Source organism: Nostoc sp. (assembly GCF_036917415.1).
In the GTDB taxonomy this organism is placed as follows: domain Bacteria; phylum Cyanobacteriota; class Cyanobacteriia; order Cyanobacteriales; family Nostocaceae; genus Nostoc.
Genome location: NZ_JBALDJ010000109.1, coordinates 19,533 through 32,948, shown reverse-complemented (window position 1 = coordinate 32,948; position 13,416 = coordinate 19,533). Strand labels below are relative to the sequence as shown.

12 protein-coding genes and 1 pseudogene are annotated in these 13,416 nt (G+C 41.1%); 4 read left to right on the top strand and 9 right to left on the bottom strand.

Annotated elements, in window-relative coordinates:
* The first annotated feature begins 212 nt into the window (after positions 1 to 212).
* Positions 213 to 677, top strand: a complete 465-nt coding sequence (locus tag V7K41_RS24205; RefSeq protein WP_334852324.1) for a DUF29 domain-containing protein — start codon at positions 213 to 215, stop codon at positions 675 to 677.
* 897 nt (positions 678 to 1,574) lie between these two features.
* The gene (locus tag V7K41_RS24200; protein ID WP_334852322.1) at positions 1,575 to 2,303 is read left to right on the top strand and encodes a hypothetical protein; all 729 of its coding nucleotides are present in this window, start codon (positions 1,575 to 1,577) and stop codon (positions 2,301 to 2,303) included.
* Between the two features lie 365 nt (positions 2,304 to 2,668).
* Here the strand turns inward: V7K41_RS24200 and V7K41_RS24195 are convergent, their stop codons facing one another.
* The 5 genes and pseudogenes from V7K41_RS24195 to V7K41_RS24175 form a co-directional block, all read right to left on the bottom strand.
* Positions 2,669 to 3,121, bottom strand: coding sequence for an Hsp20/alpha crystallin family protein (locus tag V7K41_RS24195; protein ID WP_334852321.1), 453 nt, complete (start codon positions 3,119 to 3,121; stop codon positions 2,669 to 2,671).
* 622 nt (positions 3,122 to 3,743) lie between these two features.
* Positions 3,744 to 4,430 carry a class I SAM-dependent methyltransferase gene (locus tag V7K41_RS24190; RefSeq protein WP_334852319.1) on the bottom strand — a complete coding sequence of 229 codons (687 nt, stop codon included), beginning with the start codon at positions 4,428 to 4,430 and terminating at the stop codon, positions 3,744 to 3,746.
* Positions 4,431 to 4,601: 171 nt separating this feature from the next.
* Positions 4,602 to 4,682, bottom strand: a pseudogene (locus V7K41_RS24185) (IS1 family transposase); the annotation flags it as partial.
* Between the two features lie 198 nt (positions 4,683 to 4,880).
* Positions 4,881 to 5,393 (bottom strand): DUF3421 domain-containing protein, encoded by a 513-nt coding sequence (locus tag V7K41_RS24180; protein ID WP_334852317.1) that lies wholly within the window; start codon positions 5,391 to 5,393, stop codon positions 4,881 to 4,883.
* 160 nt (positions 5,394 to 5,553) lie between these two features.
* Complete coding sequence (locus V7K41_RS24175; protein ID WP_334852316.1) at positions 5,554 to 5,751, bottom strand: hypothetical protein; 198 nt, start codon at positions 5,749 to 5,751, stop codon at positions 5,554 to 5,556.
* Positions 5,752 to 5,929: 178 nt separating this feature from the next.
* Here V7K41_RS24175 and V7K41_RS24170 point away from each other — a divergent pair, with 178 nt between their 5' ends.
* Positions 5,930 to 7,516 (top strand): NCS2 family permease, encoded by a 1,587-nt coding sequence (locus V7K41_RS24170; protein WP_334852314.1) that lies wholly within the window; start codon positions 5,930 to 5,932, stop codon positions 7,514 to 7,516.
* Positions 7,517 to 7,909: 393 nt separating this feature from the next.
* On the opposite strand, the gene surE is transcribed toward V7K41_RS24170, so the two are convergent.
* Entirely contained in the window at positions 7,910 to 8,590 is a 681-nt protein-coding gene (gene surE, locus V7K41_RS24165; protein ID WP_334852312.1) for a 5'/3'-nucleotidase SurE, read from the bottom strand.
* Positions 8,591 to 9,609: 1,019 nt separating this feature from the next.
* On the opposite strand from surE, the gene psb32 reads away from it, so the two are divergent.
* Positions 9,610 to 10,347 (top strand): photosystem II repair protein Psb32, encoded by a 738-nt coding sequence (psb32, locus tag V7K41_RS24160; RefSeq protein ID WP_334852310.1) that lies wholly within the window; start codon positions 9,610 to 9,612, stop codon positions 10,345 to 10,347.
* A 63-nt stretch (positions 10,348 to 10,410) separates the two neighbouring features.
* Here the strand turns inward: psb32 and V7K41_RS24155 are convergent, their stop codons facing one another.
* The 3 genes from V7K41_RS24155 to V7K41_RS24145 all read right to left on the bottom strand — a co-directional run bounded on the left by V7K41_RS24155 (position 10,411) and on the right by V7K41_RS24145 (position 13,131).
* The gene (locus V7K41_RS24155; protein ID WP_334852308.1) at positions 10,411 to 10,794 is read right to left on the bottom strand and encodes a DUF4346 domain-containing protein; all 384 of its coding nucleotides are present in this window, start codon (positions 10,792 to 10,794) and stop codon (positions 10,411 to 10,413) included.
* Between the two features lie 315 nt (positions 10,795 to 11,109).
* Positions 11,110 to 12,288 carry a GNAT family N-acetyltransferase gene (locus V7K41_RS24150; RefSeq protein ID WP_334852306.1) on the bottom strand — a complete coding sequence of 393 codons (1,179 nt, stop codon included), beginning with the start codon at positions 12,286 to 12,288 and terminating at the stop codon, positions 11,110 to 11,112.
* Between the two features lie 102 nt (positions 12,289 to 12,390).
* Positions 12,391 to 13,131, bottom strand: a complete 741-nt coding sequence (locus tag V7K41_RS24145; protein WP_334852305.1) for a RibD family protein — start codon at positions 13,129 to 13,131, stop codon at positions 12,391 to 12,393.
* Positions 13,132 to 13,416 lie beyond the last annotated feature (285 nt).

Below are 13,416 nucleotides of genomic sequence, written 5' to 3'. Positions count from 1 at the left end.
AAAGAGACAAACTATGCTCATCTAGTGTTCACCGTTCCGCTCAATACTGACGAGTCAACAGAACATCGTAACCTTTACATACAAGAACGCGAGACTACACCTCTAACAAAATTAATACCTCCCAATTCCTAGAGTTCGTAGGGTGCGTTACACTTTGTTAACGCACCGATGTTAATTGTAAATAGATACGAAAAATTATCTAAACATTTCCGATGGAAACTGCTATGTCTTCTTTAAAGGCGCATTCCCAAACGCTATATGAAACTGATTATTTGCAATGGATAGAAACGACTGTAGAAAAATTGCAAAGTCAGGATTACGCAAACGTTGAGTGGGAGAACCTAATTGAAGAAATTGCCGATATGGGAAGGAGTGAGCGCCGGAGTCTCAAGAGTAATTTGATTGTAATTCTGATGCATTTGCTCAAATGGCAATTTCAGCCCGACAAAAGAAGTGGTAGCTGGGAAGGAAGCATCATTGAACATCGTAGACGCGTTAAAGAAGCTCTAGATGATTCACCTAGTCTCAAATCCTATCTTGAGATAGTTTTTGCTGAGTGTTATGCACAAGCAGTTAAGCAAGCAAAAGCTGAAACTGGCATCTCAATGGAATCCTTTCCTCTGAACTGTCCATACCAACTAGCAGAAGTCACAGATGATGAGTTTTTACCTCAGTAAGCACTGAATCGTTCTGTATATGCTTTTTCACCTATTCCCGCAACGAGGCTCACACTGAATGGCTACTAAAACATAGCGCCACTGATATCAAGCGCCATGTGAAAGTTAAAGGCGAATCGTCAAAGAGTTCAGGATAAATGGGTAATGAGGTATGCATGACAAGCACCAAATCATTGAGGAGCCGTGTGAAGGGAAACTTTCATGCACGGTTTTGAAAACCAACGCGGTTGGTGACAACCTCGTTGAGTTTAATGCTGTAACTAGCAATGGTAATAAATAGGAATGGAAAGCAAATCAGCGATGTCAGAGATATAGCAGTTTGCAACTAAGTGAGGTACAAAACCGAGGACTCAAAAATTAAATTATTCTTCTCCCTCCAGCATAACTGCCTCCTGCCTCCTGCCTCAAAACTAGTGACTTTGTACTTCATCCAAACGAAAACTGCTGTAGGTTTTCCAGGGCAAGAACTTCTCTTCAGCTTCGCAAAAATTACTTTCACCCCTCCAACACCTTGGAGGGGTTTTTAGTCAATACTGCTCGGTTAAGAAGATTTGTAGGTTGGGTTGAACAGAGTGAAACCCAACAAAGCCCTGAAAATGTTGGGTTTCGTTCCTCAACCCAACCTACCTCGAAGTGATTTTTTAGGCTTAACCGAGCAGTATTAGGTTTTTAGTTGGTGCTACGGTTGCTACTTGCTCTAGCGTCGTCCTATGCACAGTAGCGCTGGAATGCTTTCTGCTTCCACAAGGGTGTGACCGATCGCACTTTTAGAAAAAAGGGACGGGTCTAAATTATTTACTGTTCTATCAAATTAACGTTGTTAAGTTACTCAGCAGGTGTAGTTTTCACCTCTAGGCTGTGTTAGATATTGTGATGCGAAACAGGAGTATAGATACGTTGCTAAAGCTTTCTCCCGAATCTCCTCTATTTATTGTATTAATCATTATTAGTTTTCTAGTAGTAACTTTGTCAACTTGGTTATCATCTAAACCATTTGTTTTAAAACCATTTGGAGTTAATGATATTGTCCAGCTACTCACATTACAATTATTTATTTCTTTGTTGTTAGAGCGTTCTTTAGAAGTTTTTATAACTACTTGGCGTGGGCCATTCGTCGAACAATTAGATATTAGTATTCAGCAAGAGAAGGCTCTAATATCTGAAAAAATAAAACTTATGGAAGTACAACAGAACCAATTCCCTTCTTTGGCATCAAATCAAATCAGTGGACTTCCACCAGAAGGAATGAGTTTAGAACAGCAAATCATCCAAAACTTTACGCAAAACCAACAAGAAGCATTAAAAATATTCAAGCCACAAATGGATGATGTAAATGAAAAAGAGCGCCAAAGAACAGCCTATAAATCTGATACACGAACAATTGCTCTATGGACATCTCTTTTATTTGGTCTTTTAATGAGCGCAATAGGTATTCGCTCAATCGAACCACTTATAGTTATTGATTTAGATAATCCCATACAAGTAATTATTTTCCGTTGTTTAGATGCATTGCTGACAGGAGGTTTAATTGCAGGAGGTAGCGAGGGAATTCATAAGCTCATAAAAGTTTTTATCGACTTTATGGAAGCTACATCTAAACAAATCAAAAATCAGGGATCGTCTTGATGAAACTTTCAATGCAGGATAAAATTGCAAATATTATGAAAATTATAGTAATATCTATTATGTTTATCTATAATTACTTTTCTACTTGGAATTTTGATAATAAAATTGACTCAGGTATATAAAACTGGTCGCAAAGTCACAGGGAATTTCAAGCAAAGGATAGAAATTGTATTAATGTAAATTCAGTAACAGTACAGCGATCGCCCCAATTATTAGAGCAAAAGAGAGCGACACCGATAGCGTAGTGTTAACGACCCAGGAGCGTCACAGCCTCTTAAAGTAGAGATCGCATACAAAAAAGCCCAGCTAGAGATGACTGGGCTTTTAGCTATCTCAATCAATTATTGAAGATGAGTAGTTTCGCACTATGCAGCAGGTTGTTCTAGATTAACCTTGACAACTTTGTTCTTTTCTTGCTCGGTTTTAGGCAGTGTCAAATTCAAAATACCGTCTTTATAATCTGCGATGACATTGGTATTTTGAACCCTAGCAGATAGAGGAATTACACGCTGGAACTTGCCATAGTAAAATTCACTCTTGGTAATACCCTTGTCTTGGGTTTTAGTTTCAGACTTGCGCTCACCGCTAATGCGAACAGTGTCTTGGGTGACTTGAATATCTAAGTCTTTAGCTTCCAATCCTGGCAGCTCTAACTTGAGATGAATCGCATCATCAGTTTCATGCAACTCAGCAGCCGGAACTCTGATAAAGCCTTTTTCAAACCGTGCAGATGGGACTTTGGTTTCTCCCAATAAGCCGTTGATGTGACGTTCTAAAGCGTTCAATTCTTGCCAGGGGTTGTAACGAACTAGTACCATAACTCTCTCTCGGAAAAATTCAGCTATTGTTTAATCGTTTTTGCACTTGGTTTTGTGCTTATGTATTCATAATAAGTATGGTTCCAACTTGTGTAAATTCGGTTATCATCACCTAATAAAAGGATGATTACCGCACTTAATTAAACCTGAAAAAAGATTACGGGTTACTCTAATTTCTCAGTTCGGTAAACCAGAATAAGAACTATTAAGACCAATAATAATCAACTACTTAATCTGCTGTTGAGGGGATAGTGCAGTTAGGCATTGCTTATATTGCCAAAACAACAACACCCAAGCTCTACTGGCTTATGCCATTTCACAAAAAATACGATCCGAATGTAGGTTGGCTTGAGGGACGAAACCCAATACCTCAAAGTCTTGTAGTTGGGTTTCACTCCGTTCAACCCAACCTACGCATCTACTAATCTGCTCTTGAAGGGGATAGTGGAGTTAGAGGCGATCGCTAAATTGATTTTTTGAGCGCTGCGCTCTTAAATGATACCGTTGGTGGGATTAATATCTGGAACACATCACCAATTAAAAACCCCGCAGTCACACAAGACGCTATGGGGTATAAGGTAGGCTATTGACTTTGGCTATTTTTCGGAAAACTCCCGAAAAATTATTTGTAATTATGCCTTTGATATTCAATCCGCACTTGCTTAACGTCAAGAGGCTCAGATTCTAAAAACACGAGTTTTTCTACTTGCTGTAATCCCACATTTTCAAACTGTGCTAATTCTAAGTCTGATAATGGCCAAGGTGGGCCAGAGGGTTCAGCTTCTGTATCTCGAACACGAGTAATCAGCAAAAGTGTGCCACCGAAAGCAACAAGAGAGGTAACTGAAGAAATAACCCAAGAACGCACATTCAACGGCAAAGCTTGAATATTACGACATTCAAAAACAAAATCAAAAGCTTGATGCCATTGTGGGGGAATCGCTAACAAATCTGCAACTACATAGTTGACAGTCGAATCTGGAAATCGCTGCTTACACCAAGCGATCGCTGTCGGTGAAATATCAAAGGCAGTTACTTCAAACCCTTGATGAGCTAAAGCTTCGGCATCATCTCCCAAACCACAACCAATGACTAGCGCCTTTTGCCCAGAAGCGAACGGTTGATGATTTATCAACCAATCTTGTAGATAAGGGTGAGGAGCTAACTTTGCCCAAGGAATTTTTGCTGTATCACCTTTAGCTTCGGTATATAACACTTCAAACCATGCCGATGGTTCTGATTTTTGTAAAGCTTCGGTAGCTAACTGTTTAACATAAAATCGTAAATCTTCAGGTTGTTGTTTAAACATAAAAACTGACATTACTAACAATTGGGCGTTGCTGAATGGAAGTGTGAATCAAGCGTAGGCGTAGCCCGTCGTAGACATCGCCTCAAGCTTGCGATCGCACAGTGCCCGCAGCGTCACTGAACCGTACTTTAGATAATATATTACCAATCAAATTGAAGATTTAAGTATTTATTCGATTTTAGAGTCACAGAAAGTTTTACGATGTAGAGGAGCAAGATAATGCTTTAATCGGCTATTTTCACCTTCTACTCTGAATATTAGTTTATGCACACACACCTTGGACATTGCATAGCGATGTCTACGACGGGCTACGCCTACGCTTGAATTCATACTTCAATTATGCAACGCCCCAAAAATATAAAAATCACCCAAATTTAGCACACAAGGAGTAACCTCAACTCTTGTATCGACTGGTGTATAGAGAGGTATAGGTATTTGCTAAGAACCAGTTTAGTTTGCAAATAGAATCTGGAAATTGCTCTTGTATGTGTATTCTCGTCCACCCCAAGGAATGTAGCAGGTTTTATTTGGTGGATAGTATTTCCCTGGTGTATACTCTCCATCAACCTTGGCTCGGCAAAAATATAATGTGTTCTTACCATTATTCTCGGTGCCACCAGCAACATTATTACCAACAATGTACCCCGGAAAATTTCCCCATGTCCAGCTATTAGCTTTGTACAATATCAGAGGTGATTTGTAGGAATATTCTTTACCTCCCCATGAAACGTAGCATCTTTGATTTGGTGGATAGTATTTTCCAGGTGTATATTCTCCATCAACCTTGGTAGAGCAAATATACAATGTGTTTCTACCATTATCCTCAGTTCCACCTGTAATATAACGACTATAATTACTAGTACTGGGTTTCACCTGAGTCCTTGAAACAGCCGCTAATGAAGGTATTCCTATAGAAACTGCTATTCCAACTGCTAAGAGTGTAGCGATCCGATTAAATTTCATTAAATTTGTTGCGAGTACTTTCAATTGCATATTCAATAAATCCCCATTTTTGATAGTTGTTACTGAATTTATCCAAAACGCAAAATAACGTAAGAATATGAAAACTCAAGCTTTAGGAGAGTGGTGAATAATAAATTAATATTTGAAAATATTCAACTTATTAAAAACCTAATTTAATCTTTTCGGTTTTTATTATCCGTTTTAAAAAGAAAAATAAAAAGTTACATTTATACTCAGAAACTATCCTGGTAACGTAGAAAAGTAAAATAGTATTAGTTGTTTGAAAAATCAAGATAGCGGTGATGATAACTCCAGCGATCGCAGTTAAAATTATGCCAGTTCTTAACAATGGCTTCATATTGCTTTAGCTCTGTTGTCACAATATTAAAAAAGCACAATCTTAACCGCAGTCAACTACCTACACCTCACAACAGCAACGGCATCGGGTGTGAAAGCTTATCACCTGTAATACCATTGCTGGTATTCTAAAAGCGGCAAGACCATTGCCAGACAATTGGCAAAGCAAAAGTAAAATAATGGAAATCGCTACAACCAGAGTACCGCGTTGGTTCGTTCGCAGAGACATTGATGGTTTATTTGGGCTAGCGCTTGATAATTTTATTCAAATTTTATTGATTGTGAATTTGTGCCAAGGAGTGCTTGGCTTTCCTGCTGAGTTAGTTTATGGGCGGATTTTGCCAGGAGTTGCAATCAGTTTAATTGTTGGTAATTTCTATTACGCAAGGCTAGCCAAAGAGCAAGGCAAAGGTGAGCAGAGGGACGATATTACTGCTTTGCCTTATGGGATTAACACCGTCAGCCTTTTTGCCTATATTTTTCTGGTGATGCTGCCTGTAAAACTGGCGGCAATTTCTAGCGGTGCATCTGTGGAACAAGCTGCTGAATTAGCTTGGCAAGCAGGATTGGTGGCTTGCTTTGGTTCTGGTTTGATAGAATTTGTCGGGGCTTGGGGAGGAGAAGCACTCCGCCGCCTCGCCCCTCGTGCAGCATTGCTTTCCACTTTGGGTGGTATTGCAATCACTTTTATCGCCATTGGTTTTCTATTTCGTACATACGCCAATCCCGTAGTCGGCTTGGTGCCTCTTGGTGTAATTCTGCTGACTTATTTTGGGCGAGTGCGATTTGCCATACCTGGCGGCTTGTTGGCTGTTCTGTTGGGAATTGCCCTTGCTTGGGTCACAGGTTTAGCCAGTTGGGATCATGCCAAGTTTATCGCTACTCTGCAACCAATTAGGCTTTATCTCCCTTCTTTGTGGCTGGGAGAATTGTGGAGCAGTCGTTCAGTCTTGGTCGAATATTTCAGCATCATTCTACCAATGGGATTATTTAATCTTGTTGGCAGTCTCCAGAATTTAGAAAGTGCCTCAGCTGCGGGTGATACTTATCCTGTGGCTCCCTGTCTGAGGGTAAATGGTATTGGTACATTGGTTGCTGCTATTTGTGGTTCCTGTTTCCCGACTACTATTTATATTGGTCATCCTGGCTGGAAAGCTATGGGAGCGAGAATTGGTTACTCTATACTCAATGGTATAATTATGAGCTTGCTTTGCCTAAGTGGAACTGTGGCAATGCTGGCTTACTTTGTGCCAATTGAAGCTGGAATGGCAATTGTGTTGTGGATTGGGATTGTGATTGTTGCTCAAAGCTTTACAGCTACCCCGTCGCACCATGCACCTGCTGTGGTTGTTGGTCTATTACCCGGCATTGCTGGTTGGGGTGCGCTAATTGCGAAAAATGCACTTCGGGCAGCAGGCTTGGGCACGCCGGAAAAACCTTTAACACCAACCTTGATTGAGCAATTTAAGTTGAGCGATACGTATATTGATGGGGCTTTTGCTCTTGAGCAAGGGTTTATTTTTTCTGCCATGATTTTAGCTGGCATCACAGTTTACATTATTGAGCGCAAGTTTCGCCAAGCTGCCTATTGGTCTATAGTCGCTGCTGTAATTTCCTGGGTTGGGTTGATGCACAGTTATCGTTGGACTGTTGCAGATACAGTTGTTAATTTCGGCTGGGGAACTGGTACGCCTTGGGCTATTGGCTATATAATGCTTGCAATTCTCTTTTTCTATGTTGATTGGCAAGAAAGGCGTAAGGCTTGATGCCATCTGCCCTAAATCCTTACCTGCCCAAGAGGGTTGAGCAATTACCAGGTTCACCATTAACACGAGAGCAACAAGAACAATTTTGAGAAACTGCATATATTTATCCTCTTTTTGAAACTAGTGTTCATATCAAGTCCGGTTAATCACTTATGATTACCGGATCTGTGCAAAAATCGGAAAAGTCTCTTTCCCCCTGCTCCCTGCTCCCAGCGCCCTGCGGTCTAAATGATAAGTCTTTGACCGGACATGATATCAGTACCACTGAAAACTTTACCAGATTTCAAATCTTTGAAAATTTTGATTGCGATCGCCCAAACGATAACCATAAAATTAATTCGTCTTACAAGCTCTCCCCAATGCCCAAATAATGCTTAAATTTAGGTTGTGATGTCAAACTCTTAACTGAGTTACGGCGATATTGCCAGAAAAACATACATCCACATCGCTACCAGGAGTGCGATCGCGTTTGCCATATTCCCCTACATAATAAAAATTATCGCCTTCGATTCGATAGTTCACGGGCAAAGGTTTAGTACAAGCTTGGCAAAACACCACATCAGGCTCTGGTTCTCCTGGTTGCAGATGCGGCAGATTCACATTCCAGAAGCTTCCTGGTTCTAAGGGACGCTTGAGTAAGTCCGCTAAAACTTCAGCTGTGAATTTGGCAGCCAGATCCCAATTAAAATTCTGCTTGGCTTTGCGATACTGGGAAATAGCAACTCCAGGAATACCGTGCATCGCCGCTTCCCGCACGGCGGCCACTGTGCCAGAAATGTAGGCATCGACTCCCAAGTTTCCCCCAGCGTTGATACCTGAAAGGACAAATTTGACATTTGGAGCAATTTGTGATATAGCAATTCTTATACAATCAGCAGGAGTACCTGCGATCGCATACTCAGTCTCAGAACGTCGCTGGAGGTTGATAGCACGAGTAGTAGTAACTTGATGTCCACAGCCAGACTGATGATCGGCAGGAGCAGCGATAATAAAATTTTTGCCGTTTACAGCTTTGAGCAGAGCTTGGAGACCAGGGGCATCAATGCCATCGTCGTTAGTTAAAATTATGGTCATGTATAAGTAGGTTGGCGTAAAAATTTGTCGTTGGGATAAGGCAGGAGGCAGAAGGCAGGAGGCAGGAGGGAAAAAGGTTCTAGCCTAGTTTATCTTTCTTTACAGAGTTTGGTTTTATTATGCCTAGTACTTACGCATTGACAGGAAAGACCAAATATAGATGATTTAAAAATACACATTTGTCGTAGGGGCACAGCATTGCTCATTGGTGTCAACTTAACGCTAAACCCGCTTGGTGAAAACATTTTGCCCTCACCCCCAGCCCCTCTCCCAAGAGAGAGGGGAGCTAGACATTCAATTCCCCTTCTCCTTTGGGAGAAGGGGTTAGGGGATGAGGGCGTGAGGGATTTACAAAACGCCTGTCTGATATAGTTTTCGGCTGAAGTTGACACCAATGAGCATTGCTATGCCCCTACAGCGCCGATCTATTTACATCAAAGAATGATTAATAAAAACCTGAAACGATGTATTTACGTTGACACACAACATGATTCTTTTGTACAGTGCGTAAGTCCTAATGCCAACTTACTTATATGATATTGATTTAGCTAAAATATCAGAAAAATGCAGATATCACCCATCACATAAACATCTTTAGAAATTAAATATGCATTATCCAGAACCCTTGTAGAGATGTAGCACTGCTAAGTCTCTACATTCTTTTTCACTCAAATCTCTAATGACCAGGGGAGGAAAAGCTACTCGCAGATATGAAAACTTATGCTTGATTTTGCCAAAAATATTGATGTGCGATATGATTTCTAGATGGTTTGCAAATTCCGCCCTAAGCATTTGGGTTAATTCCCAAAATGGGCGGTATTTCTTGTCATTAGCAAGGGAGTTAGCATCAGGTTAATGCTTGCAGTCACCCTCAAAACAAGTTTGTGCAATCAAAAATCCCGTACAATACATATCTGCTGGCAATATCAGAAATTTCATCCTGGAGAAAACCGGGAAAGAGGTGATTTTGCAGTGGTTCTGTAGTATTTTTGGTGCAAGTCTGTCTTAGGGATCACACGATGAAACAGCTCCTCAAACAAGTTTTTAACAATCAAAAACACCTCATCTGGCTAATTCTACCTTTGGTGACGGTTATTTTAGCAGCCTCGCTGTTTGCCACACCTGCTTTAGCCACAGGTGTGTATCAAATACCCAGCCTCACAGCAGGGAATAACACCTGGGTTTTGGATCAAGGTGAAGTCATCAGCCGTCTGAATGAAGGCAAGATTAGCAGCGCTTTTGAGGATTTGGCAAAGCAAACAGATAAGGAAGTAAGAATTGTTACTGTTCGTCGGTTAGACTACGGCGAAACACCAGAAAGCTTTTCTAAAGAACTGTTTGAAAAATGGTTTCCGACAAAAGCAGCCCAAGCTAATCAAACTTTATTGGTTCTTGATACAGTTACCAATGGTACTGCCATTATTACAGGGGATCGAGTCAAGCCTTTGCTTACTGACTCTATTGCTGAGAGTGTAGCTACTGAAACAATAAGTGTGCCGTTACGTAATGGTGACAAATACAATCAGGCATTTCTCGATGCAAGCGATCGCCTTGTCGCCGTTCTCTCTGGCAAAGCCGATCCAGGACCACCCCAAATAACTGACAATGTGCAAGTTGGAGGCACTTTCAAGAAAGCAGAAGAAACCAACCAAGGTAACGCTACTGCTTGGGTTGTAGGATTATTAATTGCCGCCACCGTTATCCCAATGGCAACTTACTATATCTATCAGATAAATCAGCCTTCATCTAATGGGTAATGGCATTAGGAGTTAGGAGTTAGGAATTTCTAACTCTTAACTTTTAACTCCTCACTTTTAACTTTAATCCTGAACATACTCTTGCCCTGTAACTAAAGCTACCTCAGCCCGGACAAATTCTCGACCCAAATAAGCTGCATGATCTAATTGAGTTACAGGAGGGGGCTGAGTTTCTTCAAAAATCTTTACGCAAAGTTCTTTCGCCGTTCTGGCGCTAAAAACTGTCGTATGAGTTCGTTCTACCTTTTCTCGCGCCGGAATTACCTTTCCCGTTTCTGGATCGACAGCTAAACCGCGATCGTTAATCACATTTGTAAAATGCTTGGCATAAATTAACCTTGCGTCTCGATCTAAGTAAATAATGAAATATCCACCGGCATCGAGGTCAATATGACGCTGGGAAAGTTTATCATCAATTGCGGCTAAATCTTCAACTATTAAATCCATAAGCATTATCAAAAGAAATTTTCTTTTTTCAGGGTTTTACACTCTATATCAAGTGTAATTCCTATCTTCCTTAGTCTGTCCTATGAAGAGGAAGTCGTAACTGAATTTCAGTCTCAGCTTCGCCAAGTTAAAGCCAGGGATATTCAAAGTGCATACGCATTTACAATGAACTTCATCCGTGAGCAGGATGCTTATATTCCCTGTCTAATTGAAGCGGAAGGTTTAAGAACAGGTCAACGCATAACTTTACTAAGCATCTATTTGCCGAGTAAAGCTTAATTATTCGGCAAATGTTACGAAAGTAGTTCCTTTTCCTCAAGCATTTTTCTCGCTAAACGGCAACTCTGCATTAATTGCCTCAATCTGCTGCTGTTCGAGTTGATTCACTTCCTTAATATAGGGACGGATAATTTGTCCTAAACGATTATTGTAAAAGCGGTGCAGACTGTGATTGGGCATAGCGGGGAAACCACGGCGTTTTTTGTGACGCCCGCCCGCGCCAGGGTCAAAAATTTGGATATTGTTAGCGATCGCCCACTCAATCGGTGCATAATAACAAGCATCAAAATGTAAGCAATCTATTTCTTGAAAACTCCCCCAATAACGTCCATAGAGTTTGTCACCTTTAAACAAACAAAAGGACATTCCTAAAGGATGAGAGTTATCTTCTTCGCTATATGCGGCAACAAACAAGACTCGATGGCGATAATCGGTGTGTAACTGCTCAAAAAACCTCCGTGTGAGATACTTGCTACCCCACCAGCCAAACTTATCACAGGTGTCAGCATAGAATTGGTGCATCAAGGGAAACAAAGACTGAGGAATTTGATCGCCAGCCAGTGGTTGCAATCGTAAACCTGCTTTCTCCACAGCTTTGCGTTCCCGTTTGATATTGCGGCGCTGATTGGCGTTAAACACCTTCAAGTAGTCATCAAAAGTTTTAAAGCCAGCATTTTCCCAGACATAGCTGTGGTGCAGCCAAGTTGTAAAGCCATGCCGTTCTAGCATCGGCCGCCATTGGGGATCGACGTAGAGAAAATGACACCCAGAAATCCGATTTTTGGAGCAAAAAGTGTCAATTTCATGCACCATCAGCGCTGTGATTTCATCCTCATCTTCTCCTGGGGCGATTAAGAACCGATAACCTTCCGCTGGGGTAAATGGTGTCATTCCCAGCAATTTTGGGTAATATTGAACTCCAATGCGATCGGCTAACTCTGCCCATTGGTGATCGAATACAAATTCACCAGAGCTATGTCCTTTAAGATAAAGTGGCGCAGCAGCAATCAGCATTTTATCTCGCCACAGTGTCAAGTGATTTGGCAACCAACCAGTTTTAGCCGTAACACTCTGGGAGGTTTCGAGATTGTTCAACCATTCCCATTCTAAAAATGGTGTTTTGAGTGGCATTGCCAAAGCATTCCAGGCATTTTGGGGTACTTCAGCGATTTTGTTCGTCCAAAAGACAGAATAGCGAGGCTTAAGTTGTTCCACTTTTTAGGGACTGGGGACTGGGGACTGGGGACTGGGGACTGGGGAGTAGGAGAATAAGGAGAATACACCATACGCGATGCCCAATCCCTTATTTAGCGTAATCTAATCTGCTGGTCGTTGCAGGCGATAGTGCAAAAATACTTCTTGCTCAACTGTATGAACTTCTAAAAGTTGCAACTTGGGAGCCAAATCGGGTAAAAATCCTTTCCCGTCTACGGATGTGGGTGCAGTATAACCACCTAAAATTAGCGGACAAACAGTCAGCCATAATTCATCAATTAAATCTAGTTCCAGTAAGGAAGCGACTAATTTACCTCCACCCAAGACCACCAAGCGTGTTATATGTAGAGTGGCTAGTTGCTTCAAAGCTGCGAGAATGTCAATTTCTCGCGTTGGTGTTTCAAAAACCAGAATCTGCTCAAATTCTGGAAGGCACTCCTCTGCTCCGTTTCCCAAAGTTGAGGAAAGCGTCTGTAAGCGTTCTTTCCATAAAAGTGCTCCCGGTGTTGTGGTGAGTAGCCAGCGTCTAACTGGTTGCTTAAAAAAGTGAATTTCCGGATTAAGGTTTGCAGAGTTTGTAATCACTATATGAGCTGGTTGCGGAGGTTTCCCTCCTTGCGCCCGAAGTTCCACTAGAGTTGGATCGGTTACGGTAAGTGTTGTTCCATAGGCGTCTAGAGTACCAGCACCGAATAAAACGGCATCAGAAGCAGCGATTTGTTTTTCTAAGTGTGTTTTATCAACCCTTGAGCCAAACCGAGCAGGCGATCGCTTATAATCTGCTATCTTGCCATCTGCACTCATTGCTAAAACAACTGTAGTATGAGGACGATGTTGCAACATTAAATTGATTTGATAGTTTTAATATTTTCTTTAGTTGTGTGTAGATTCTCAAAAAAACCATACCTGCAAGCTACTGTTTTCTAATTTCACCGCTTACTGTATTGATATGCAACAGAAATTGCTTTTACATCTAGCATATACGAGTTTTGGTATACCACGTTTCTTTTTGAATTATAGCAATTTGTTATTTTTAAACATTGAAAATAAAATTCTGATAATTTAATAAAATGTCTCATCTAGCTGATCTAATTGCATATCTTTGGTGTTGTAGTTTGCAGGTGCAAA

Coding starts and splice junctions, on each gene's coding strand:
- V7K41_RS24205 (WP_334852324.1), top strand. CDS start 213: ATGGAAACTGCTATGTCTTCTTTAAAGGCGCATTCCCAAACGCTATAT.
- V7K41_RS24195 (WP_334852321.1), bottom strand. CDS start 3,121: ATGGTACTAGTTCGTTACAACCCCTGGCAAGAATTGAACGCTTTAGAA.
- V7K41_RS24190 (WP_334852319.1), bottom strand. CDS start 4,430: ATGTTTAAACAACAACCTGAAGATTTACGATTTTATGTTAAACAGTTA.
- V7K41_RS24180 (WP_334852317.1), bottom strand. CDS start 5,393: ATGAAATTTAATCGGATCGCTACACTCTTAGCAGTTGGAATAGCAGTT.
- V7K41_RS24175 (WP_334852316.1), bottom strand. CDS start 5,751: ATGAAGCCATTGTTAAGAACTGGCATAATTTTAACTGCGATCGCTGGA.
- V7K41_RS24170 (WP_334852314.1), top strand. CDS start 5,930: ATGGAAATCGCTACAACCAGAGTACCGCGTTGGTTCGTTCGCAGAGAC.
- surE (WP_334852312.1), bottom strand. CDS start 8,590: ATGACCATAATTTTAACTAACGACGATGGCATTGATGCCCCTGGTCTC.
- psb32 (WP_334852310.1), top strand. CDS start 9,610: ATGAAACAGCTCCTCAAACAAGTTTTTAACAATCAAAAACACCTCATC.
- V7K41_RS24155 (WP_334852308.1), bottom strand. CDS start 10,794: ATGGATTTAATAGTTGAAGATTTAGCCGCAATTGATGATAAACTTTCC.
- V7K41_RS24145 (WP_334852305.1), bottom strand. CDS start 13,131: ATGTTGCAACATCGTCCTCATACTACAGTTGTTTTAGCAATGAGTGCA.